At 35.3% G+C, this 23,286-nt stretch carries 24 protein-coding genes and 1 riboswitch; of the genes, 7 read left to right on the top strand and 17 right to left on the bottom strand.

All coding sequences use genetic code 11. The features are described 5' to 3' along the window. Window positions 1-565 (top strand): ATP-binding protein (locus GXK58_RS20395; RefSeq protein WP_160725015.1); only part of this gene is annotated, 565 nt, incomplete at its 5' end. A gap of 13 nt (window positions 566-578) precedes the next feature. After that, entirely contained in the window at window positions 579-755 is a 177-nt protein-coding gene (locus tag GXK58_RS20390; protein WP_272928168.1) for an ATP-binding protein, read from the top strand. Window positions 756-932: 177 nt separating this feature from the next. On the opposite strand, the gene GXK58_RS20385 is transcribed toward GXK58_RS20390, so the two are convergent. The 12 genes from GXK58_RS20385 to GXK58_RS20330 form a co-directional block, all read right to left on the bottom strand. Further along, the gene (locus GXK58_RS20385; protein ID WP_160725014.1) at window positions 933-1,118 is read right to left on the bottom strand and encodes a hypothetical protein; all 186 of its coding nucleotides are present in this window, start codon (window positions 1,116-1,118) and stop codon (window positions 933-935) included. 223 nt (window positions 1,119-1,341) lie between these two features. After that, window positions 1,342-2,394, bottom strand: a complete 1,053-nt coding sequence (locus GXK58_RS20380) for a hypothetical protein (protein ID WP_160725013.1) — start codon at window positions 2,392-2,394, stop codon at window positions 1,342-1,344. Between the two features lie 569 nt (window positions 2,395-2,963). Next, complete coding sequence (locus tag GXK58_RS20375) at window positions 2,964-3,857, bottom strand: FRG domain-containing protein (RefSeq protein ID WP_160725012.1); 894 nt, start codon at window positions 3,855-3,857, stop codon at window positions 2,964-2,966. Between the two features lie 591 nt (window positions 3,858-4,448). Continuing rightward, on the bottom strand, window positions 4,449-5,369 hold the full coding sequence (locus tag GXK58_RS20370; RefSeq protein ID WP_160725011.1) for a CBASS oligonucleotide cyclase: 921 nt from the start codon (window positions 5,367-5,369) through the stop codon (window positions 4,449-4,451). Between the two features lie 13 nt (window positions 5,370-5,382). Then, the gene (locus GXK58_RS20365; protein WP_160725010.1) at window positions 5,383-6,360 is read right to left on the bottom strand and encodes a hypothetical protein; all 978 of its coding nucleotides are present in this window, start codon (window positions 6,358-6,360) and stop codon (window positions 5,383-5,385) included. Beyond that, a complete protein-coding gene (locus tag GXK58_RS20360; RefSeq protein ID WP_160725009.1) occupies window positions 6,311-6,919 on the bottom strand; it encodes a 7-cyano-7-deazaguanine synthase in 609 nt (202 codons plus the stop codon). The genes GXK58_RS20365 and GXK58_RS20360 overlap by 50 nt, the downstream gene beginning before the upstream one ends. Then, entirely contained in the window at window positions 6,912-7,529 is a 618-nt protein-coding gene (locus GXK58_RS20355; RefSeq protein WP_160725008.1) for a hypothetical protein, read from the bottom strand. The genes GXK58_RS20360 and GXK58_RS20355 overlap by 8 nt, the downstream gene beginning before the upstream one ends. A 259-nt stretch (window positions 7,530-7,788) precedes the next feature. After that, complete coding sequence (locus GXK58_RS20350) at window positions 7,789-9,633, bottom strand: DUF2075 domain-containing protein (RefSeq protein ID WP_160725007.1); 1,845 nt, start codon at window positions 9,631-9,633, stop codon at window positions 7,789-7,791. After that, window positions 9,630-9,944: a nucleotide pyrophosphohydrolase gene (locus GXK58_RS20345; protein ID WP_160725006.1), complete on the bottom strand. Its 315-nt coding sequence runs from the start codon at window positions 9,942-9,944 to the stop codon at window positions 9,630-9,632. Before GXK58_RS20345 ends, GXK58_RS20350 begins: the two co-directional genes overlap by 4 nt. Window positions 9,945-10,096: 152 nt before the next feature. Then, window positions 10,097-10,348 (bottom strand): DUF3502 domain-containing protein, encoded by a 252-nt coding sequence (locus GXK58_RS20340; RefSeq protein ID WP_160725005.1) that lies wholly within the window; start codon window positions 10,346-10,348, stop codon window positions 10,097-10,099. Window positions 10,349-10,815: 467 nt separating this feature from the next. After that, complete coding sequence (gene tolA / locus GXK58_RS27575; protein ID WP_160725026.1) at window positions 10,816-11,346, bottom strand: cell envelope integrity protein TolA; 531 nt, start codon at window positions 11,344-11,346, stop codon at window positions 10,816-10,818. A 110-nt stretch (window positions 11,347-11,456) separates the two neighbouring features. After that, window positions 11,457-11,768, bottom strand: a complete 312-nt coding sequence (locus GXK58_RS20330) for a hypothetical protein (protein ID WP_160725004.1) — start codon at window positions 11,766-11,768, stop codon at window positions 11,457-11,459. A 218-nt stretch (window positions 11,769-11,986) separates the two neighbouring features. After that, window positions 11,987-12,088: riboswitch (purine riboswitch) on the top strand. 154 nt (window positions 12,089-12,242) lie between these two features. On the opposite strand from GXK58_RS20330, the gene GXK58_RS20325 reads away from it, so the two are divergent. The 4 genes from GXK58_RS20325 (at window position 12,243) to GXK58_RS20310 (ending at window position 15,790) form a co-directional block, all read left to right on the top strand. Beyond that, window positions 12,243-13,106: a DUF3100 domain-containing protein gene (locus GXK58_RS20325; protein WP_160725003.1), complete on the top strand. Its 864-nt coding sequence runs from the start codon at window positions 12,243-12,245 to the stop codon at window positions 13,104-13,106. 1 nt (window position 13,107) lies between these two features. Then, on the top strand, window positions 13,108-13,566 hold the full coding sequence (locus GXK58_RS20320; protein WP_160725002.1) for a hypothetical protein: 459 nt from the start codon (window positions 13,108-13,110) through the stop codon (window positions 13,564-13,566). A 67-nt stretch (window positions 13,567-13,633) separates the two neighbouring features. Continuing rightward, on the top strand, window positions 13,634-14,983 hold the full coding sequence (locus tag GXK58_RS20315) for an amidohydrolase (RefSeq protein WP_160725001.1): 1,350 nt from the start codon (window positions 13,634-13,636) through the stop codon (window positions 14,981-14,983). Between the two features lie 42 nt (window positions 14,984-15,025). Continuing rightward, complete coding sequence (locus GXK58_RS20310) at window positions 15,026-15,790, top strand: sulfite exporter TauE/SafE family protein (protein WP_160725000.1); 765 nt, start codon at window positions 15,026-15,028, stop codon at window positions 15,788-15,790. 146 nt (window positions 15,791-15,936) lie between these two features. Here the strand turns inward: GXK58_RS20310 and GXK58_RS20305 are convergent, their stop codons facing one another. The 5 genes from GXK58_RS20305 to GXK58_RS20285 form a co-directional block, all read right to left on the bottom strand. Further along, complete coding sequence (locus GXK58_RS20305; protein WP_160724999.1) at window positions 15,937-17,424, bottom strand: ABC transporter substrate-binding protein; 1,488 nt, start codon at window positions 17,422-17,424, stop codon at window positions 15,937-15,939. Window positions 17,425-17,689: 265 nt separating this feature from the next. After that, complete coding sequence (locus GXK58_RS20300; RefSeq protein WP_160724998.1) at window positions 17,690-18,109, bottom strand: hypothetical protein; 420 nt, start codon at window positions 18,107-18,109, stop codon at window positions 17,690-17,692. Window positions 18,110-18,175: 66 nt separating this feature from the next. After that, window positions 18,176-19,438 (bottom strand): replicative DNA helicase, encoded by a 1,263-nt coding sequence (locus GXK58_RS20295; protein ID WP_160724997.1) that lies wholly within the window; start codon window positions 19,436-19,438, stop codon window positions 18,176-18,178. Further along, a complete protein-coding gene (locus tag GXK58_RS20290) occupies window positions 19,438-20,433 on the bottom strand; it encodes a DnaD domain protein (protein ID WP_442862493.1) in 996 nt (331 codons plus the stop codon). The genes GXK58_RS20295 and GXK58_RS20290 overlap by 1 nt, the downstream gene beginning before the upstream one ends. Before the next feature lie 481 nt (window positions 20,434-20,914). Beyond that, window positions 20,915-21,712 carry a fumarylacetoacetate hydrolase family protein gene (locus tag GXK58_RS20285; protein WP_160724996.1) on the bottom strand — a complete coding sequence of 266 codons (798 nt, stop codon included), beginning with the start codon at window positions 21,710-21,712 and terminating at the stop codon, window positions 20,915-20,917. Window positions 21,713-22,132: 420 nt separating this feature from the next. Between GXK58_RS20285 and GXK58_RS20280 the strand changes: the two genes are divergently transcribed. Then, the gene (locus GXK58_RS20280) at window positions 22,133-23,017 is read left to right on the top strand and encodes a LysR family transcriptional regulator (RefSeq protein WP_160724995.1); all 885 of its coding nucleotides are present in this window, start codon (window positions 22,133-22,135) and stop codon (window positions 23,015-23,017) included. Window positions 23,018-23,286 lie beyond the last annotated feature (269 nt).

The raw sequence follows: 23,286 nt of genomic DNA, 5'->3' as shown, positions 1-23,286 counted from the left end.
GTTAAACCAGGCTACGCTTCCGAAAGTGAAAGGAAAGCCGTTTGACTGGAGCGAGGTTCAAATTCCGGCAGGAATGACAAAGGAGTATCTGTTGAATGGAGAATTCATAGAAAAGCAGGAGAATAACATTTTCTATGGAGGAGTAGGTGCAGGAAAGACCTACTTAGCCACTTTGATTGGTTTAAATGCCATACATAAGTTTGGCAAGTCCGTTAAGTTCTTTACAGTTGCAGGATTAGTAAATAAGCTTCTTGAGGCGAACGAAAAAGGAAGTTTACCCAAATTATTTAAGCAAATTGAAAAGCTGGATTTACTGATCCTAGATGAACTGGGATATATCCCATTGCATAAACAAGGTGGAGAGCTATTATTCCAAGTCATTTCGATGTGTTATGAGGCAAAAAGCATCATTATTACCACCAACCTGCAGTTCGGTCAATGGAACCACGTTTTCGGTGATCCAATCTTGACAGAGGCAGTCATTGACCGACTGATCCACCATTCTCATCTGGTTGTATTTAACGGCGACAGTCATCGCTATAAAGAATCATTATTACAAAACTAAAAAAAGTTGGCGAGTGGTTACATTTTTAGCTGCCGTTACATGCATTTTTAGCTTGCCAAATACAATGATAACTACGAATCTAGAATTTACTGAATGGGCCTCAATATTCGGAGATGAAAAGATGACCGCTGCTCTTCTAGATCGACTAACCCACAGGGCCCATATCCTCCTCCTTAATGGAGAATCATAAAGATTTAGACAAAGTATGAAACAAAGAGAAGAAGGCGACCAGTAAGCTGGAGCACGAAAAGTTTAGGGTATCTTGCCCCTCGGGGCAAGATACCCTAAACTCCCAATTCTCTACCAAATATAGAAATAACACAGAATGAAGTGATCACTCTGGCTCAAATTAATATTGACAAATACATTAGCTTAATTTACCTTTAGAAAACGTAATCCGTTTTCTCATATTCTCGGACCAGTCACGGTTGCCATATTTGTGTTCAGCCGACCATTCAGCTAAGTGGATTGAGTTCTTTCTTCCATCCTTTTGCAGATTCTCAAAGTACGGCAATTGTTTGGATGGTTTTAATATTTTGTGTCTGCCATCCAAATTTCCTCCTGAGCAATTTCTTTGTGAGAGTGTAGATAAAAAGTCAGAAATACTTTTTTTATTATCGATAATCAATTTTTCTATTCTTATAGAAAGGTATGGTGGATATATTTTTCCCATTGAACCTTTAGCAAATACAAACTGATTAATGTTCTTCAAAGGTAAATCTTTTGAGAGTTTCAATTGGTCGAGAGACAGTTTCCCACATCTTTCAAAAATAATTTTAGTAATATTTATTACACGAGATTAGTTCTTTTAAAAAAATTGTTAAAATGTTATTAATAAGATCCAACTCATTAATGTCATCATTTTTCACTAAATGAAAGGTGGGATCTATCTTTTCCCCATGAAAATATTTATTTCTAATAAAGTAGGCATATTTTAGGGTATAAAATGCAAGAAGTTCACTGTTTTTTTTATTTCCCATTTTAATATTGTTCTCTATATGATTTACTGTGTCATTCAATAAATTATGTGAAGCTAAAAAGTCCTTTCTATAAACAAGTGTCTGCTTAAATACTTGATTAATTCGAAAGTCAGTATATCTTTTAATAAAAAAATAGAAAGACTCTGTATTATTATAATTTTCATGATCGTTTAATATCAAGTTTCTCCACTGAAGTTCTCTTATTTTTTTATCATCAAAAGTGTCAAATATATTTGTGGAAGTTTGAAAGAAGCTTTCATTATTTAATATAAAGTTTCTTACTTCAGCAAGTTTATCAATTTCCCTATTTTTTGTAGGACTTAAATAAGAATATAAACTATTGAACCCTGTCCATAGTCTATCATAACACTCTCCAGGTTGTTGAGCTGTAACAGCCTTTATCCAATAGGAAATTGCTATAAGAATAGTAAATGATTTCTTACTACCATCAAAAAGAACGTCTAAGGTATCTTTATTAAATAACAATTCTTTTTGAATCTGTTTTGGAACTGGTTGGTTAATGCTTACGTGCTCATAAGAATCTTTAAATATCCCCCTATCATATTTTTTTATTACTATACTTTCAATGGTAGTTATCTCTTCATTTATCGCAGATAGAAACGATATTGCTTTAGACAATTGAATATTTATTGTACTGTTATAGTCTGTAAGTATTTTAGATAATTCTTTTTCACTACTCCGTTCACATATTAATTGAATTTTCTTATTAGTAATTGATATGTCATCGGATTTCCCGTTTTCGTTGAAAGATGTTCCTTCATATAATATTTTTTCTGGTTGTTTTGAATCAATTAAATTTATGTCGATTTGATACTTGAATCTCCCCATATATAACTCCTTTTCACAATTTTTTAAATCTAAATTCTTATTCAGAATTCTTTAAAGAACCATTCCAGAAAATACAGACAAAAAACTTACTGTTTTTGGTATAGTATTATGAAATAAATGGGTCTATATAGTTCTGTATTGAAAATATTTGTTACTAAAGTCTCCCCTCAGTAAGTATTTTTAAAAATTTTCTATATATTAAATATATTAGCATTTTTATGTACATGTTTATAGTAATTTATATCTAGAAATTTAAAAAATCATTTGTGGCAACCAACTTTTACGAACTAAAAAACCCTCAGAAAAGAGGGCTTTCAGTGAATCCTTTTATTATCCTTCCCTTTCTGATAATGTGATGATGCAATTCAAAACGTTTAAAATATACATCTCTTCTCTTCTCATACTCCATGTCGAGCCATTCTAAGCAATCCACCTGCGGTCATGTGTAAGGAATATGATGGGTTACTACTTTTTAACCAACTTTAGTACCTTTCTCTTATTACATTTTGAAAGAATTGCATAAATATTTGGCTTTATTTAAGAAGTATAATACCTAAAAAATATTTTAATCAATTACTCAAATGATATTTATCTTTTATAAATTCTGCAACTTTATATAACTCAGGATGTAATGTTGCTTTAGTTATTCCAAAAATCGACAGTTGATTAATTATTGATTTCTTATATTCTTTTCCAACAATTATTTTGTAAGATTTATGATTATGCTGCGGAGAAAACGGGTCTTTGATTTCTATTTCTCTATCTTTTAACCCGAATATTATAAAAGCTCCGCTTTGCCTAATAATACGTGCATTAACTTTGCGCGGAAGAAAAAAATAATTAGTCAATATGTCCTCCGGATTAATAATATTTTCAAAGGCAGGCTTTTCTTTTTTTATTTCATGCAAAAGCCTTTTTATAATTTTATTCTCATTAAACTTTTTAATGGTTTCATCAGCTGAATTCATTTGACTTTCTAATTGTGCACTTATTGCCAAATCCAATATTGCTTCCTTTTCCTCATATTTAAATCTTGGGAGAGAAGATATTATAGATATCGCATCGCTATCATACTGTTTTATTTTTGAATTATCCGTTTTAATTACAAATACAGCACCATCTTCATCCTCATTTCTCTCACAGGCAAAATATAAAGCCACTAAAGCATTCGTTGTTACATCAAGTAATCGTGTCGGCACACCATAATGTTGCATCTTAGATAATTTTTCATTATGAAGAATACAATCTTCAAATTCATGTGCACATTCCGTCATAATCTGTGTATATATATTTTGCTCCTCCTGCCATAAACCATCTCTAAATACAGAAGGGGTTAAATTATAGGAAACCCTACTTTGCCCCCTATAGAAGATATTGCCTTTTAGCTTTTCATTCAACTCTGGTAGCTGATGTAGATATGTTTCGATACTTGTAACCTTTTCACACTCAAAATTCAATTTCATGTCTCCTTCTCCATTAACATATAATATCTTTAGTAATCAAATACTTATTCTAATGATAAAATATTGTTTACATAACTACTAGCGTTTTAATGGAGGTTTCATTAAAACAACCGTAGGAATTTTTTAATCGTATTTATATTATTATTCTTAAGTACTAATTTATTAAAGTTACAATTACTATAGCAAAATACACTTAACCTTTAAAATCCAAACAATAAAAATACCTATTCAAACGAACAGTCATACAAAAACGGTATAATAGTTCCTTTTATTGAATATTTCTTTATATCTTGCACATACTTGAACAAGAGCATGAATCACGATCTATCTTTAGAATAAAAGTAACTTTTTGTAAATCTATGAGCAACATTATTTCTAATTTATCCTCTTGAGATTGGCTCAAAACTAGGTATAATTAAACAAACATAAGGTATCTTACGACCACTAGAGTAACCAAGAAAGGACGGAACTTTAAGTATGTAGCAATGGCATTGTTAACAGAAAAACCCTCTATCAATCAGAAACTAAGGCTTATTGACAATATGACAATACTTTATAATTTTTGTTATATAAAATATTATTTCTTCTTATTCACTTTCTGCCAAGAATTTCTTTCCATGTATCCAAAGAGTTTGCTTGATTCATTTTTTTTAGTAATTGTTTAAATGTATTACTTGCACGTTGACGTTCAGTGCTGTTTGCTTTACCTAGGTATGTATCTACATGTACAGATTGACCGGTGCTATCAGTAATTGGTTTTAAGACGGCACTTTCAGCATGACGACAAAAATGCTCAATCATTCCTTTAAATGTTCTTGGAGAATTAGCTGGATTATTAAAAGCATCTATTGCAAGAGACTCCAAGTGATATCCGGATAATTGTCTTTGTTTAGGTAAAGTAGCATTAATATTTTTTATTAACTTGATAATTGGCACTACCTTATTTCCATTAGATTTATTAACATTTGTTAATTTCTCGGCAAATTTACTTGGTTTTATTACATTACTCCATTTGTTCTCTCCAGGTAGTGGTATCCTATAGCCTGTTTCAGTTTTGATGCTTGGAAGCAATTGAATTTCATGGCCAGATGCGAACTTAACAGTTACAGCTAGTTTTCCAATTTTTACATCTGTTTTAGGTAATCTCCTATGTAACTGTTCTTTAAATCGCTGTAAAGCCTCAATTGGATTTGCTGTTGCTAAATCACTATTATTAATTTGGACCAACATATCAACATCACTTATTCCTGTTGAATAGGTATTTTTAGTTATTGAACCCCCAAATTTCAGGTCAACAAAACCCTCCATATCTTTTTCGAGAGCACTTTTAATTGTTTCCAAATGGCGATTGATTACTTCAACATCACGATCATTTATCTCTTGAAATAACCCTTTAATAAGCTGATTTATATCTGATTCAAGTTTTTCTTGGTTTATCCTTTCTTGTTTTTCTTTTTCTAATTGACTAAGTGTTTTAGATGGAATAGTATAACCACCACCACTACCTCCCATTTAATTGCCTCCTTTATTCATAGATATATGTAATCCTTGCAAGAATACGTTTAATCTCTTTAATTCCTCTTGATTCTAAATGTAGAACTTCCCAATCAGAGGATTGAGCAAATGCAATTAATTGTTTTTTTAACTGAGATAGCACTTCTAGATTTTCTAAATATCCAATTATCTTTACCTCATTATCTGGCCTATCCCAGAGCCCATAATTTATTGCATGGTGATTTAGATATGTTGGACTACCTTCCTTAAAAGAGAACCGTAACCAAGATAAGCCATCAAAAATATCAGCACCACATAAAAAATATAATACGATTGACAAAGGATCAATACATCCAAAAATATGTATAGGTGTATCTAACCCTGCTTCCGTTAAAGCCTTGCGGATTCTATAAATACTTGACGCACGTTCATATATCGAATTTCCAAGTTCCTTTTCTGTAAACCCAATAACATCAAAATAAGAAAGAAGATTAATATTTAGGATTAAATTATCTACATTTATAAAGAATTCATTATTTGAAGTAGGTTTGCACAAAAAATCAGATGCAAAATCAGGATATTTCTCAAAATGTATTTGTGCCAATTGAACCTGCTCTTTAAGTGGATATGCTTCTTGATAATCATAATTAACCAATAATATATCTGTAACAGGGTGTACCGTACTAACCTGATTATCATACAAATTTACATTCCATTCCTTTGCTAAATATAAAGAATTGTAAATATCAGAAATGTCATGATCTTGATTTCTCTCATACCCCCCACTGTCTACAATTAAAATATCAGATTCATAAATTTGGTCGGGGTCTAAGTAACCATAATACATGTCATATGTACTTATAAGGGATGCCTCAGTTAGTTTTCCTTTTAGGTAACTATGTAACTGTTTAACTTGGGGGAATCCTTTACTTGAAAATGATGGTACGAGAATAGGTGTATTATAATCTATTTTTTTTATGATTCGAATTTTCGCATAACTTTGATTCACATAATAACCTCCTATCAATACATGAAGGACATCGTCCACAGGGGTAGACTTGTCCTGATTCGCAGCTATAAGTTAACTGAAAAGGAACTTGATTTTGAATAGCATACTCATAAACCTGACTTTTAGAATAATCAAGAAATGGAGCTATTAATCTTGTTATTCCCCCAAAATAACCATCAAGAATAGTCTGGGTGTTTCTAATAAAAGACGGAGAAGAATCATAGAAAGGGGAACCTGAATGTATACCAATTGAAATTAGTGATGTAGGTTTTTTTAAAAAACTACATCCAGCTAAAACGAGAAGACCGTTACGACAATAATATTCACCATTGTTATCACAAAGTTTAAACCCTAGTTCTTTATGATGTAGCTTTATATCGTAATAATCACTTATGTTTTTGGCAGATAAAAACTCTTGTTTACAGCTTTTTTGTCCGTAATCAAAAAAGACAGCTTCAACTTTTTCTCCTTGAGAAATGTGATATTGTACTAATGCTGTAGAATCGATTCCTCCACTCAGTAATATTAATACTGAACAATCAGAGTTTTCTTTAGTCATTTTGATTCTCCCTATTTCGATTTTGAGTATCGTCTGATGAAAAAAGTTGTTTTAATTTCATTTTAATAAGGTATAGGCGTATTGACATATGGGGAGTTTGTTCAAGTTTTTTACTGATATCAATTTTTATATATAGACGTTGTTTTTCTCTGAGGAACACTCTTTCCGGAATTATAGGTGCACTTTCATTTATTGAGCTATATTCACCTACTGCCTGATCTAAATCAGTTTGCGAAAGAGTATTATAAGTTTCAAGGTTACTAGCTGTTCGAATAAATGTTGTTAGTTGTTTTCCAATACTTTCGTGAATTGCAGATTTTTGTCCTAATCCAAGATACTCCTCTAAGATGGTGATTGTAAAAATTAAACCAGCAAAAAGACCAATAATTAATTTATAATTTTCATCAGTTAACCACGGGAACCAAGGGATAAAAGTACTGAATTCTGCAAAAGTAAGGATAGCTGTGATTGAAGAACCAATTAAAGCTACGGTATGGAGGGATTTGTGTAGCATATTTGTTGTTTTGCTAATACTGAAATGCATTTGCCGATTTTGTTCAGCTTTTTTTTTTAAGTTTTTTAACTCTTGTTTTATTGTATTTTGTGACATGAAAACACCCCATTTTAATTTCATACAATATATACCATTTTAGTCTAAGAAATTATACCTGTATCAAATGTCATATCCAATTTGTATCATACTTTAATTAATTATTTCAATTGAATAGCATTTTTTTAGTTTAATACGTATAATCTACTCTAAATGGATATGTAAATGATTTGACCTGTAAAGCAGTATATCTACTCACAAGCTACTTTTACTCCCAGACTCCACATGTGTGGAGTCTGGGAACAATTAATTATCTTAATTAAAGATATTCATGCATATATTCTGATAATCCTTTATCACAACAATAAACATAACACCCCTTCATCCCCCTAGTCATCAACGTTTTATACGTGTTTCTTACTAGTTCATCTAAAGGATCCACTTGGCCTTTCTTAGGCTTCGCAGGTCTTGCCCCTTTATCTTTAAACTCCTCTCTTCTTACAATGATCTTTTGGGTTTCATCGTCAAAACCAAGGTCATTTCCTATAATCACACCAACATAATCCATCTCAAGTCCCTGAACTGTATGAATGCAGCCTATTTGATTTGCACATTCCGGATGTATAGCCCAGTCAATTCGATTCGGATCATTCCACGGCAAGGCAAAGTTATGTTTCTCGATTACAACATCGTTCGCAAGCTTTCCATCAACAAGATCTTTTGTCCAATCCCACGCGTACCCGGCTAATAGTCTGCCGCCGCGTTTATCGACGATTTCCTCCTTTAATTCATGGGGACTTGAAACAACTCTAAAATCAAAATCCCCTTCCAGTGGAAAAATTTCTTCTTCATTATGTAATAGGTTATCTAACCATGAAATGTAATTCCCTGAACCTGAGCATCGGTATTGAGACTCTAGCTCAACTGTGTGAACGTTCGAACCAAACCTTGAGGCTTCCTTTTCAACTGCATTTACGCTGCCGATATCTTTTTTGGAGATTTTTTGAAAATCATCAATAAAAAACACGCTTATACGAGAGGATCGAATTATCTGTGTGATTTGATTCTCTCCCTCAATTTTCTTCTTCATATGACCATGTTCTTTTAACCGATGTGCTTCGTCACAAATAAGGACATCAAAATAGTTTTCAGGTGTTTGTACGTAGGAAGCAGAACCTTTAAACAAATCCCTAACTTCAACATGTCCAGATCTACCTATTAACTTCTTGCGAAGCACTTCACGAAATGCCTGATTTGGAGTTATATACTCTACATTCGCCCTCGAATTTAACATATGGCTCATTAAATTTAATCCAATAACCGATTTACCAGTACCTGGACCACCTTTAATAATAATCACATGCTTTTGGTCTGTCTGTGTTTTTATTTGGTTATAAAGGCTTACCACTTTTTCATAAGCAACCTTTTGTTCATCTAGCAACACAAATTCTTCATTACCAGCAATTAGTGATCCAACAGTCTCTACTAATTTTTTTGAAGGACGGATTTTACCGTTCTCAATCGTATCGGCTATTTCTTTACCATTTCCTTTTGACACTAAATGCCGGATATTCTTAGCTAGATCTCGATCATTGAATTGAAAATACAAGGGAGATTCTTCAACGTATTTGTTATATCGTTTGTCAAGCAGCGGCTCTCCAATACTAGCCATAATATAATTATGTAAATAGGCGCATGAGTGAAGTTTTATTGAAGTATCAGTATACAAAGACTCGTTAAAATTTTGAAGGTATCGTTTATACGAAGATGCTTGGTATGCAGGATGAACGGTTTCTCTTTCTCTTCCCCCCAAGAAAGTTCGAACAATTCCGTCCCCATCTGCAGCCTTTGCCTTTTGCCACTGCTTTAATTCAATGATGACCGCATTTTTTGTACCTTTGTCATCCTGTCCGGTAATCAGAAAGTCGATCCTTTTCTCTGTTGAAGGCAGTTTATATTCTAATAAAACATGTGTGTCCTCTTTTAAGTCAGCATCACGCAGCACCTTTGCCATTTGCGGAAGAGATCGCTCCCAAGATTGTAATTCACTACTTGAAACGACTTTATTCATTTTACTTAATACTTTTTCCTTCAATACATAACCAATTTTATTTTCGTAAATATGATTTAAAAAGGCGGACGATGTCTCATTATAAATAATCACTTGACCGTTTCCTCCTGTTTTTTAACTGGGTATTTCTCTGCGTTTTTAATCAACTTTCTTGCGACTTCTTCTTCAAGATTAATTTCCATTTTATCTGCCAACTGGATTAGATAAATGAAGATATCAGCTATTTCATCTTTAATATTCTCTCTTGATTCAGCTAGTGCCTCTTCAGAGGTCTTCCATTGAAAGTTCTCGAGCAGCTCACTTGCTTCAAGAGAGATAGAAATCGCCAAGTCTTTTTCACTGTGATACTTTTTCCAATCTCTTTCATCCCGGAAAGATAGAATCTTTTTTTGAATCTCTTTCATTTAATTTACTCTCCTTGTTCCATTTAAAATAATACCGCGATACTTTTATTACCTTATTTTAACACTTCAGTTTTAATTAAACACTTAATTAAAATATGCTGCCATAAAAAAGAGAACTAGAAAAATTCTCGCTAGCTCTCTTCTCACTTTAGTTATTTATTCTTTTTCCACTCATCAAATTGCTTTTGCTTTTTAGCGATGATTTTGTCAGTGCCCGCTGGTTTTAGTTTTTTATTAAATTCTGGTAAAGCCTTATCAAGATCTAAGGTGCCGGCTTCAAGTGGAGCTTTGTACTGATTGATAACGTTTGTACTTGCAGCAATTTCTGTTTTCACCGGATCAGGATTAAACTGGAAACCAAATGTCGGAGAAATAACCGCTGAATCATTAAATTTCCTTGCCAAATATGTGTCAAACCATTGTTTCCAAGTTCCCTCTGATTAAATACATATTCGATTCTTTTCTACAATACGGTAATTTAATCATTCCATCGGAGGTAGCTTGGTAGTTCTTACCTTCAAAACTATTCGTTAGCTAGTTCATAATATCTTTGTCGGAGTTTTTTTCATTTCCATTAAATCACAAACCACAAAATCACTGTTAAGTTTTAAATAGAAAGATATCTTTTTTTCTATTTAAAAAAAGAGCTGCTACATTATATAGTTGTCAAAAGATTGGAGGATTGTTTGCAAATAAAAATAGCAAATAGCAACTGATATAAAGCTCTATATTTTAAGCCGGGACTTTTAACTTTTGCAAACATTTTCTGTAGGATGCCTTTTCAAATAAATTAGCCCTTCTCATTATTTGAGAGGGGCTAATTTTATTCCTTAAATTAAATACCTGATAAGTATACTAAAAAGATAAAGCATTACCTCTCACAAGCATAATTATCATTATCTCTATCCATTTTAGATTGATAAGCTGGATGATTTGAAGGTACGCCATTTGGATATTTTGTTCTTAACTCAGTGCAATTGGCAAAGATCTCTGCCCCTCCACTTGAAGTAGTTGATGCCTCCGCCTTAGCTTCAACCTCCGCTTGTGCTTGTGCTTTTGCTTCTGCCTCTGCTTTAGCTTCCGCCTCTGCCTTTGCTTTAGCTTCTGCTTCTGCCTTTGCTTTAGCTTCTGCTTCTGCCTTTGCTTTAGCTTCCGCCTCTGCCTTTGCTTTAGCTTCCGCCTCTGCCTTTGCTTTAGCTTCTGCTTCTGCCTTTACTTTAGCTTCTGCTTCTGCCTTTGCTTTAGCTTCTGCTTTTGCTTCTGCCTCTGCCTTTGCCTTAGCTTCTGCTTCCTTTTTAGCCTCAGAAGCTTTTTCATCAGACTTTTCTTTTTTCTCTTCTACTTTAGTTTCCGAGGCAGTTGTTTTTGCATTATCTGGGATTAAAAACCCTCCAATAAGCATCACAACAAAACATCCTGCTGCAAGTGAAAGTCTCTTCTTACCTTTTCCTGTTCTCCTAAATGCACTTACTATAGCCATAATAATAAAAACAATAATACCTAAAAAACCAATTAATACAAGAAATACACCCATGTTTCTCCCCCTCTTTTTATCTCATACTGACAAATAATACGGCTAAAAAATAGAAAAGTTTCAAATTTTAAAAATAGTACTATTTTTTCATGCTTCCTTATATCTGTCACTAAAAAAACTCCCGTCTTTCTAAAGGGAGTCTCAACTAATTCTTTAAGGGTTTTAGAAACAAAACCATATTTTATTACGCTAATCCGTTTATTTTTTAAACACCCGGAACACTCTCTCCAAATATTTTGATCACTACGTTCTTCTACTACCGACATTAGATCGTTAAGATTTTTCGACATCAATCAACGCCTTCAAATTTGAATTTATAAGGCGTTGATTGCAATGTTAGTTGATTTTATAGCTTTTTTGTTTGGGATGTTGATTTGCCTTCCCCTTCTATCCATTCAACCAATCCCACTCTTATATTTCGTAAATAATTATTAAAAACGCTTTGACTTTCTAAAAAAATTGATATAAATTATAAATACACGAACGTTTTTTAAAAATATAAATTTAATATTCGTCTTTTATAATTCTTCGTATAAATTTGGAAATACGGTCCAAAAGTCTCTACCAAACTACCGTAAATAGTTTGACTATGGGGAATGACAGAAAACGATAAGTTTTAGCACTGAACGAATCACTTGCTTTATTCAGTCTATTCCTCGTTTTTTGTTTTTTCCGAATGTCAAACTCTAGTTAAAATAACTAGAGTTCTACCTATTTATACGAAAAAATTTAAAAGAAAAATTCACAAGGAGAGGAAAAAGAGAATGAATAACAACACAGATCAACGTCAGTCGATTGTAGGAAAAATAAAAGAGAATTATCGCTTATATTTAGCTGCTTTCGTCATCGTCCTCATTGCTGAACTGATAGGAATGAAAAAGCTTCAAGCAGGTTCTGCTTTAATTATTGTCTATCCAATGCTCTTCGCGATTGTCATAAGTGTCTTACTGGGACCTGATCTTTTCAAATTTTTCAAAGAAAAGGAAACGAAAAAAGCCTCATCGCTTGTTCTCGTTGCCATTACCCCATTCATGGCAAAAGTTGGCGTGCTGGCTGGTTCGAACCTTCCAAAGCTAGTCGATGTTGGCCCAGCCTTAGCCTTTCAAGAACTTGGCCATGTCGGAACGATTTTGCTTGCCTTACCAGTTGCCTTACTGCTTGGGATCAAAAAAGAAGCGATTGGTGCAACAAGTTCCACATGCCGCGATAAGGATTACGGATTGATTTGTCATCTATACGGGGCCAATTCACCAGAAGCAAGAGGAGCCCTATCCATTTACATCATCGGATTTATTATCGGTACCATTTATATCGGATTTTTGGCAAGTATCGTTGCCGCAACGAATATTTTTCATCCATTAGCACTCGCAATGGCCAGCGGCGTCGGCAGTGGTGTCATGATGGCAGCAGCTTCTAGCACACTCGCAGCCATCTATCCTCATTACGCTGACCAGATTGTCATGCTAGCAGGTGCAAGTGATATGTTGTCCGCCATTATTGGGATTTACTTTACTTTATTTATTTCACTGCCTATAACAAAGAAACTGTATTACTGGTTAGAACCTAGAATCAGCCCAAAACAAACACGAGCAATTAAACAAACAACAACGATGAAGGTGGGCAATTAATATGACAATGAATATGCGTGATTGGACCGTTTCCCTTTTACTAACGTCCGTTGTGACAACCCTTTTGGCAAACCTGGTTGGAAATCATATGTCCATTGCAGAATCCATTCCTGGGGTATTGATTTTATCCGCAATCGCTTTTGTCGGTATCTTTTTAGGAAAAATCATTCCCTTAAAAATCCCTGCCATTGTTTATGTGGTTCTGACAGGAGTACTGGTGGCAAGTCCGATTTCACCCGTATCCCAGCCGATCATTGATTACACAGCGAAAATCTCCTTTATGGCTCCCATCACCATCGTAGGGACCCTTGCTGGAATTGGCCTTAATTTTAAAACCTTTATCAGCCAAAGCTGGAAAATGGTCATCGTTGCCCTGTTGGTTTTTACAGGTACATTCCTTGTGCAAGCCATTTTTGCAGAGATATTTCTGAACTTAACCAATGCGGCAGATTCGTTCTAAAAATCTACAGGATAAAGGGAGGCGGCTGCCCCCCTGTTTCTATGTTAGTCATCTAAGGAGGAACACCATGGAAAATCGAAAGTGTCACGCAGATTTAATGATTAAAAACTGTTCGATCTTAACCTCTGATTTCAGTGTAATCGATGAGCAATCGATTGTGATAAAGAACCAAAACATCATCGATATAGGCAATGCTGCCTTCCTTTCTACTATTTATACAACACAAGAAACATTAGATGGGAAGGGCAAGCTAGTAATGCCCGGCTTGATTGATGCACATACCCATACTTGCCAGCAGCTACTTCGCGGAAGAATCGCGGATGAATACCCGATGATCTGGACACGGATCATGGTACCATTTGAAAGCAACCTCCAGGAAAAAGATGTCTATATAAGCTCACAGTTAAGCTGTCTGGAGATGATTAAATCTGGAACAACCAGCTTCATCGATGCCGGTGGAAGACACATGCATCGGGTTGCAAAGTCCGTTTTGGAATCCGGTCTGCGCGGGGTGATTACTTGTTCCACAATGGATAGCGGTAAGGATATACCTGACACGATGAAATCAAGTACAGAGGAAAATATTAAGCAAAATCTCCAATTGTATAATGATTTTCATCGCGCTGGGAATGGAAGATTAGATGTTTGGTTTTCCCTCCGATCGATTATTACGTGTACACCTGATTTAATTCAGAAAGTTTTTGAAACAGCAAAAGAATGTTCCACGGGTGTACAAACTCATATGAACGAATATCCAAATGAAATTAGTTATTGCTTGGAGAATTTCCAAATGCGCCCCTATGAATATCTCGAATCCATCGGTGTCTTGGATCAAAATTTCTTGGGGGCCCATAGTATTCTGCTTTCTGAAAATGAAATGGATATCATTAAGGAATATAATAGTAAAGTAGTTCACTGTCCGATTAGTAATTCAGGGAAAGGCATTCCGAAAACACCTAGCTTGCTGCAAAAAGGGATCAGTGTTGGTCTAGGGACGGATGGAGCCGGCCACTCAGGATTAAGTTTATTTGATCAGATGAAAGTGTTTAAATCTTTAATGAGAGCCTTTTTGGGAGTGCCTATTTTTGACCCTGTTGTCATGCCTTCTAAGAGCATCTTAGAGATGGCCACAATGGGCGGAGCCAAAGCAATGCTCCGAGAGGATCAATTAGGGACACTGGAGATTGGGAAAAAAGCCGATATGATCTTGGTTAACATCGATCAGCCTCATATTCAGCCGACACATAACTTCATCAACACGCTGATTGAATCGGTGAACAGTAATGACATAACCGATAGTATTGTCGATGGAAAAATCGTAATGAAAAACAGAGAAGTACTTACACTGGATGAAGAAAAGATCATCTATGAAAGTAAGCTTGCCATGAAGGAGCTTTCTATTCGAGCAAATATATAACCCTGCTTCAGCTTATGGGTTAGGAATAATTGAGGTCTATACATGTTCACATTTAGTATTGTCTTGTGTTCCAATTTGATTATTGGTGTTTTATTAGGTATGTCCGGAATTTCCGGGTTTCTTTTACCGTTAATATACGTAGGTTTTTTAGCAATGCCCGTGCATGATTCCCTTGCACTGAGTTTCTTATCCTTTGCAGTCTCAGGTCTGATTGGAGCCTATTCCTATTGGAAATCAAAAAACATGGATTTGAAACTTGCCATTTTTTTGAGTATCGGCAGCCTTCCAGGTGCGTTTTTGGGCGTTCAAATCAATGTGTTAATTTCTGATTTTCTAGCAAGGCTTCTTCTCTATATCTTTGTTCTGCTGGCTGGAATATCCATTCTACTTAAGAAAAACAATGAAAATACAAAAATAAATCGATCACCTCTATTGAATCATTCTGTTATAGTTATGCTACTTGGGTTTATAACAGCAGTCATTTGCGCATTAACAGGAGCAGGCGGTCCGATTTTATTAGTCCCATTACTAGCTAGTCTTGGAATCAATATTCGGACTTCGGTGGGGGTCAGTCTTTTAAATTCAGTCGTCATTGCCATTCCGTCGATTTTCGGATATTTCGCTCATGCCGATATGAGTACCACCTCCATGTTAATTACTGCTAGTTTACTAGGTACGATTATAGGAATTATTACGGGTGCTCGCCTTTCCACAAGGGTTCCTATTCATCGGTTAAAAATAATGATTGCCATAATAACCATTCTATCTTCAGTTTATATGCTGGTTATGCTAAAAGTGGGGGCCTGACCCCCACTCTTTTTTTGTGAAAAGTATTCTATTTGGATTTTTTCGAGTTCTGATTGCGTTTCATTTTTTTGTTTTTCGACTTTTGAGAAAAATATGTAGCCGAAAAAAAGAGAACTAGATTCTCACTAGCTCTCTTCTCTTTCTAGTTAATTATTCTTTTTCCACTCATCAAATTGCTTTTGCTTTTCAGCAATGATTTTATCAAGGCCCGCTGCTTTTAGTTTTTTATTAAATACTTGGAAAGTCTTATCAGGATCTAAGGCGCCAGCTTCTAGTGCCGCTTTGTACTGATTGATAACGTTTGTAGTTGCTGCAATTTCTGTTTTCACCGGATCAGGATTAAACTGGAAACCAAATGCCGGAGAAATGACTGCTGAATCATTAAATTTAACCAATTCATCCCAATAATTCACCAGATTGCCTTGCCAAACATGAGACAAAGTGTTGTTTCCAAGTTCCCACTGATTGAATACATATTTTGATTCTTTTACTCCATCTGGTAATTTTACCGTTCCATCGGAGGTAACTTGGTAGTGCTTACCCTCAATACCATTCGTTAACAGGTTCACAATATCTTTGTCAGTATACAGTAGGTTCAAAAATTGCATTGCTTTTTCCGGATTTTGGCTATTTCTTGTGATTGCCAAGTTAAGTCCGATTGCAGCATCCGTGTAAGAATATGGTTTTGTAAAGGTAACCGCTACCATTTCATGCCCCGTCATTGCAGATTCTTGTAGAGCAAAGCCTGGCTTCATATGCGAGAAGTAACCAAAGCCTTTACCTGATTTAACCATAGATACGGTCGCATCGGTAATGTTTGCTGCATTTTTCAAGGTATATCCTGCTTGATACCATTGCCTTGCAAGGTCCACAGCTTTAACATACTCTGGCTGTTCAAATAAATTGACAACCTTTTTTTCTTTAAAGGATACTGCACCTAAAGAGTCACCAAGATAATCAAAGTTTCCACCGTCGATAACCATTGCAGGTTGGTTAAATGTTCCGGTGTTAGCAATTGGTGCCATGCCAGGTTCGTTTTCTTTTACAGTTTTGAAGACATTGGTTAAATCTTCAAAAGATTTTATTTGGGATAGATCGATATGGTATTTGTCTACAATATCCTTTCGCATAACAAATCCATAATTGGCTGCGAAGTCTCTTATACTTGGAACTCCGTAAATTTTGCCATCGATCTTAGCCCCTTCAAGTACATGCTCTGGAACAGCATCTGTAATGCCCTTTCCATATTTCTTTAGTAAATCATCTAGAGGAAGAAACTGTCCTTTTGTCGCTGGCAAAGAGTAGCCGCTAGTTCCCATTGCCAACATAAGATCCACTTTTTCATTACCTGTTAATAGTAGGGTTGATTGCTGCTGCCAAGCTGCAGCTTCAATTGGCATAAGTTTTACAGTTGCGTTAATTTTCTTCTTGGTGATTTTGTTAATTTCGGCCTGTACTGCAGGAAGGTCATCAATTTTGGTAAAATACATATAGGCCATTGTGATTTCATATGGCTTGTCCTTAGAATCTCCTCCACTAGCCGAGCCGCTGCTTTCCTTCGAGGAACAGCCTGATAAAACTACTGAAACTGCCATGATCACCATCAGAAATAATGTTAACGCTTTCTTTTTCATTCATTTTCCCCCTTTTATTATTAACAGATATGTACAAACGCCTGAACTTGTTTCGTTTTTAGAATTTTCAAACATCTGTATCTCTAGTATAAAAGAAATAGATTCATATAAAATACCATAATTACGACTTTCGATTTTCACTTTTACGACTTTTTGTTTAAATTATACGACTTTTTACTGACAATCCCCATTATCATATACTAATTGATCTATTCTACCTTTTATTTCAAGGTATTTTTTGCTCAAGAATCCACCCCCAATTACCTCATCTCCTAAAATACCCCGCTACAGCCGGAAAACTCTCAAATTCCTTCCTCATCTCCCGAAATGAAACCGAACCATTTCCTCTGGTAAAATCGAAATCTAACAAAGATTCATGACAATTCATGGGTTTTTGCTGAAAGATTTTAATATAGAACTGGATAGCCTCTTGCTCGTTTATAGCAAAAATAAACACGAATTCCTTCGGTCTCATCTTTAATGAGTAAACACGAATCTTATGAAAACCTAAAACATTTTTTTCAATCATTTCTGCTACCTTTTGATGATTGGCTTGACCTAAGTCTAATTGGGATTCGTCGTCATCTAACGAAATCTTCTTCTCTGCTAATAAATGGTATATGTAATGGGCCAATGATGATTCTTCATATTGTAAACTATATAGGTAAAGATCTTTCACCAACATGAAATAACACCTCTAGATTAGATATTTTAGCTAAAGCGGTTATAGTAATAAAAGATTAGTTTAAAGTTATGCAAAAGTAGGACTCGTTTCCATTTGGTCCTCAATTCTTCCTGTATGCTCGTTATAATTCATCATGATGCTTCCAACTGGACCATTTCGGTTTTTCGAGATAATCATTTCAAGGGAATGATTGTCCGTTTCCTTGTCATAATAGGACTCCCGATATAAAAATAAAATGACATCGGCATCTTGTTCCACACTGCCCGATTCCCGAATGTCAGACATCATTGGTCGTTTATCGGCTCTTGATTCCACGGAGCGATTAAGCTGCGCCAAACAAATGACCGGACAATTAAAATCCTTCGCCATTGTTTTCAGGGATTTAGAGATTTCAGTGACTTGTAAGTGGGAATTTCCTCCGTAACTTTGACCTGATTGGATCAATGTTAAATAATCGATAAAAATAATCGGTTTCCTAGATGGAAATTGATTGATCATTTTCCGCGTTTTCGCTCTTATTTCAGCAACCGATTGTCCTGCCCCATCGAAAATTTGAATATGGGTTTCATTGAGAGCACCAATGACATCCGACCATTGATCCTTTTGACTTTGACTGAGCATTCTTTTCGGATCCCGCATTTTTGCTCGGTTAATGCCCCCTGTTGAGGCGATTAATCGGGTGGTAATCAGCCTTTCCGGCATTTCCAGGGAAAATACGAGCGGCAAGTATCCTGCCCAACCAGCCATTTTGGCAAAATGAAGCATCACATCGGTTTTCCCCATCGATGGTCTGGCTGCAAGGATTGTTACTTCCCCATCCTGAAAGCCCCCCGTCACTTCGTCGAGCTTTTTGATTCCCGTGGTGGCACTATGGAGCGTTGCTTGATCTTCCCATGGCGCCTCATAGACTTGGGACAAAGCTAGTTGTAATGACGTGTGGTCCGACATCTTCATTTGGTTGATTTTATCCAATTCGGTAATTACTCTAGTAATCTCCCAATCATTTAAGGCAGCAAGCGTCAAGATATTTTTCTTCTCCCGCTCCTTCCATTGGTCAAGAATCAGCTTCTCCATTCCTTCAAATTTTTCAGGTTCCGCAAACGATAACAGTTCCGACAGGTAAGACATGCCGCCGAATGAATCAAGCTCGGGTAAGGTGGTCAAAGAGATCAAATCAACATTCTTACCCGCACAGTTTAATTCCAACATTCTTCGCATTAATTCTTTATGCCGTGTACTTTCAAGATGTTCAGGCAGGACCACGGTATCCTTGAGTAAATACTCTGCCTTCATCAAACTCCCTAAGAATGCTTTCTCCACTACACTCATCACTCTTCACCCGCTGTTAGATCCAGTTCAAATCCACGTGGAATTTGTCTTCCGATCGGAAAAGAATGAATAGGCTGCTTCTGTTTAGGTAACGACTTTTTGTTATCATGAAACGAATCAATTTCCTCTAACGTCAGTAACGATTCATTTTCCCAGTTTTTTAGAATCCCAACCACATAATTCAGCCTCCGCTTATTATTGGCACAAGCAATATTCATCGCTTTTAAAATCACTTCTTTCGGCTGCATGAAGCTGGAATCATCCAACCAGGCTAATAGCTGCTGTTTCGCATTGATATTTGAAAAGCCAAAACCATTGCAGTCCCAAAACTCTACGATTTCTTTCACATCTTCTGTTTTTTGCTGATTCACTAGGTTTGGATGTTTCTCTATGTATGGAGGAAGATCTTCTTGTTGTTGTTTTTCTTTTTCTATTTCTTCTTCTTCTTTTTCTTTTTGCCCCCTTGTCGTATAACGAGTCGTCAACGTATCGTCTCCGTCTCCATATGTAAGAGCTAGATCTGTTTCATTTTCATTTTGGACGCTAGCTTCACTGCCGAAAGTGATCTCTTCTTGTTCACAAAAAGATTCAAATAGGCTGCGAATTTCCTGTTTTTGAATCGGCTCCAAAACATATTGAATCAGTGAGCGATCTTCTACATCCTTTAATTCTGAAAAAATACAATCCATTACCGGTTTTCCGCCTTTTTGCAGATTATCTTTCCCCCAGTATTTAATCGCGAGTTCTCTTGTTTCGGGATTGTAACGAATTAACTTGTGATGCGTGATAAATCGTTCCATTAACGAATGTACACTTTCAATCGAATAGCCCAAATCAAAGGCCATTTGTTTTTTCGTAATCTTATAGATTCCAATTTGAGTTGTCTCAGGATTCGTCAGAAGATATAGATAAAAATATTTGTCCTCAGCGCTCATCTCTTCCGAAACAAGAGGATTCTTCCAAAAATCTGTACGCACCATTCTAAACCTGGCCATCATCAACCACTGCCTTTCTTTTAATAAAATTGCTTCTGGATATAAAATGTGAAGAAAATGCTCTTAAGGATGTAAATACTTATGATACCTTTTCATTACCATGTGCTATTGGGAGGCTTTATGAAAAAGCCTATATCTTCAGCACCTTTACAATATCGAGATTTGAAAGGTAAAGCGAGTTTCAATTTTTCTAATTTGAGGGCATTTTTGGGGGTCAAAACGTCAAAAAACGCCTTCAAATTAGAAATTTTGAAGGCGTTTTTTAAAATTTAGGTCTGATTTTATAGTTTTTTTAATAATGATCAATTTACTGAGAATACTTCCAAAAAAATAATCATTTAAGAATGACAAAAACTGCTAAGATTTTAGTGGATACTTATAGAATTAAAAAACTGTAGGTAATGTACATTTACTTTCAGTGAATTTAAATTTCCCTTTCCTTGATGAAATATAAATTAGTCACCCATTCATCACTTTTTTACTATTTTACATAATTACTTAGCTTACCTATATTTTCTACTTCCACAGTTACGAAGTCGCCTGATTTCATTGGACAACTGCCAGAAGGGGAACCAGTTGCCAAAACATCACCTGGTTCAAGTGTCATAATTTTTGAAATCCAACTAATTAGAAAAGGTATGGAAAGTGACATCTGATTGGTATTACCCTCTTGAACGACTTTGCCGTTTAACTTGGTAACAATACGTAAATTGGTGGGATCTATACCTGTCACAATCCCCGGACCCAATGGGCCAAAAGTGTCAAAACCTTTACCGCGTGTAAACTGGGGATCCTTTTTTGTAAGATCCCTTGCAGTTACGTCATTAAATATCGTACAGCCAAAAACATAATCCAATGCATCTTCTTCATTTATATTTTTGCCTCGCTTGCCGATAATGAGTGCTACTTCCCCTTCCATCTCCACCTGATTTGTTAAATCACTTGACGGAAGAATAATATCCCCGCCATTTGGAATCAATGAAGTTGTCGGCTTTAAAAACAAAAATGGCTCTTTTAGATTTGCCTTTCCCCCAGTCTCCTTTGCGTGTTCCGCATACGTCCAGCCGAAATTAATCACTTTTGAGGGTGCTACAGGCTCCAAAATTTTCACATCACTAAATTTAACTCTTATTCCATCATAATTTAATTCATTGTTTACAATTTCAGTAAAATTACTGGACAATTGTAAAATTTCATCATCCTCAACAATTCCATAATATATTTTACCACTATGATTCTGATAACGAATTAGTGTCTGTGTTTTTTGTAATAACTGCATTACCAAACCAACCAACTCCATCAACAAATTTAAATGTCATTTACCCGGGACTTAGAGGAATTCAATTAGTTACTAAATCGAAACATGGATCATTAAAGTAAACAATCTGTGTAAGAATCTTATTACCTTGAATACTTTCGAGAAATTTTTTTGCTTCTTTTTCGGTGTTAAACTCATACATTCTTAAATCTTTTCCATTATTAAACACAGTGATATTCCACATTGAAAAATTCCTCACTTTTTCACCTTTTTTATGTTTATAAGTATTATTTCTGTTAATGATCAAACATAGAATGTTTCATCTATAGAATTATAGATTGCTTACAATTAAGGATAGTGCAATAATAGAAATAAATAAAATAGCAAATAATTATATTTACTTATAAGAAATTTTTATATCGCATAAACAGGGTGTGAACAATGGAATACCGTGATTGGGAAATACTGAAAGTTCTTCATAGAGAAAAAAATTTAACAAAAGCTGCTAAGCTTTTGTTTATAACACAACCTGCATTAACCAATCGTTTAAAGCATATGCAAGAGGAATTAGGGACCACAATCGTAACTCGTGAAAGTCGGGGGATTCATTTTACCCCGCAAGGAGAGTACCTTGCCCATTGTGCGGAGGAAGCCCTTGCCCATTATCAAAAAATAAAAGAGAATCTGCTCCATATGGGCAGTACAAAAGATAATGAAGTGGCAGGGATACTTAAATTGGGAGTATCCAATTTTTTCGCGAATTATAAACTTGCTCATATTTTGAAATTATTCAAACAACAGTATCCTCATGTGGAATTTAAGGTGATTACAGGGTGGAGCAAAGATGTTTCTCAACTTGTGCATAACAATGAGGTTCATATTGGTTTTGTTCGGGGAGATTACAGTTGTCGGGGATTATTGAAACATCAATTATTTGAAGAAACAATTTGCGTCACCTCCAAAGAAGAAATTGTCATCGCTGATCTTCCTCATCTTCCAAGGATCGATTACAGAGGGGACTACTTATTAAAATCAGTAGTTGATAATTGGTGGGCCGAAAACTTCACACAACCGGCTTTTGTCAGTATAGAAGTCGACCAAGTGGATACTTGTAAGGAAATGGTTAAAAATGGATTAGGCTATGGTATTCTCTCTAGCAGGACACTTAACGGGATAGAGGATTTATATAAGATTGATTTAATTGATAATAAAGGAAATCCTATATTGCGACGAACGTGGATTTATTATCATGAGAGGTCTCTGGAGTTGAATGTGGTAAGAGCATTCGTACAATTTATAAAAGATTTGGATTGGAAAGACATATAAAATACTAGAATAAGCTTTTTGGCTGAACTGCCTAGGAATTGAACCTAGCAGAAATACGCCCCTCTCAAGTAGTTTTGATGACTCCAGCCCTAAAATTGGAACTTCATTACTGTTTGTTAAATTAGAAAATACCCAGAAATCTACATTTTTTTAGGAAACACTTTAAACTTCTTTGTATTGATGAAATAGAAATACCCGATTAAGGTGTGGGAACAGCCTTAGTCGGGTATTTTCTTTTTAGAATTATAAACTGTTTTGGCAAAGAAAAA

The organism is Bacillus sp. USDA818B3_A, assembly GCF_009928415.1.
In the GTDB taxonomy this organism is placed as follows: Bacteria; Bacillota; Bacilli; order Bacillales; family Cytobacillaceae; genus Neobacillus.
This window is presented reverse-complemented; position numbering and strand designations above follow the sequence as displayed.

Excerpts from the sequence above, each read along its gene's own strand:
- GXK58_RS20380 (WP_160725013.1), bottom strand. The coding sequence starts at position 2,394 with ATGGGGAGATTCAAGTATCAAATCGACATAAATTTAATTGATTCAAAA.
- GXK58_RS20375 (WP_160725012.1), bottom strand. The coding sequence starts at position 3,857 with ATGAAATTGAATTTTGAGTGTGAAAAGGTTACAAGTATCGAAACATAT.
- GXK58_RS20370 (WP_160725011.1), bottom strand. The coding sequence starts at position 5,369 with ATGGGAGGTAGTGGTGGTGGTTATACTATTCCATCTAAAACACTTAGT.
- GXK58_RS20360 (WP_160725009.1), bottom strand. The coding sequence starts at position 6,919 with ATGACTAAAGAAAACTCTGATTGTTCAGTATTAATATTACTGAGTGGA.
- GXK58_RS20355 (WP_160725008.1), bottom strand. The coding sequence starts at position 7,529 with ATGTCACAAAATACAATAAAACAAGAGTTAAAAAACTTAAAAAAAAAA.
- GXK58_RS20345 (WP_160725006.1), bottom strand. The coding sequence starts at position 9,944 with ATGAAAGAGATTCAAAAAAAGATTCTATCTTTCCGGGATGAAAGAGAT.
- tolA (WP_160725026.1), bottom strand. The coding sequence starts at position 11,346 with ATGCTTATTGGAGGGTTTTTAATCCCAGATAATGCAAAAACAACTGCC.
- GXK58_RS20330 (WP_160725004.1), bottom strand. The coding sequence starts at position 11,768 with ATGTCGAAAAATCTTAACGATCTAATGTCGGTAGTAGAAGAACGTAGT.
- GXK58_RS20325 (WP_160725003.1), top strand. The coding sequence starts at position 12,243 with ATGAATAACAACACAGATCAACGTCAGTCGATTGTAGGAAAAATAAAA.
- GXK58_RS20320 (WP_160725002.1), top strand. The coding sequence starts at position 13,108 with ATGACAATGAATATGCGTGATTGGACCGTTTCCCTTTTACTAACGTCC.
- GXK58_RS20315 (WP_160725001.1), top strand. The coding sequence starts at position 13,634 with ATGGAAAATCGAAAGTGTCACGCAGATTTAATGATTAAAAACTGTTCG.
- GXK58_RS20310 (WP_160725000.1), top strand. The coding sequence starts at position 15,026 with ATGTTCACATTTAGTATTGTCTTGTGTTCCAATTTGATTATTGGTGTT.
- GXK58_RS20305 (WP_160724999.1), bottom strand. The coding sequence starts at position 17,424 with ATGAAAAAGAAAGCGTTAACATTATTTCTGATGGTGATCATGGCAGTT.
- GXK58_RS20300 (WP_160724998.1), bottom strand. The coding sequence starts at position 18,109 with ATGTTGGTGAAAGATCTTTACCTATATAGTTTACAATATGAAGAATCA.
- GXK58_RS20295 (WP_160724997.1), bottom strand. The coding sequence starts at position 19,438 with ATGAGTGTAGTGGAGAAAGCATTCTTAGGGAGTTTGATGAAGGCAGAG.
- GXK58_RS20290 (WP_442862493.1), bottom strand. The coding sequence starts at position 20,433 with ATGGCCAGGTTTAGAATGGTGCGTACAGATTTTTGGAAGAATCCTCTT.
- GXK58_RS20285 (WP_160724996.1), bottom strand. The coding sequence starts at position 21,712 with ATGCAGTTATTACAAAAAACACAGACACTAATTCGTTATCAGAATCAT.
- GXK58_RS20280 (WP_160724995.1), top strand. The coding sequence starts at position 22,133 with ATGGAATACCGTGATTGGGAAATACTGAAAGTTCTTCATAGAGAAAAA.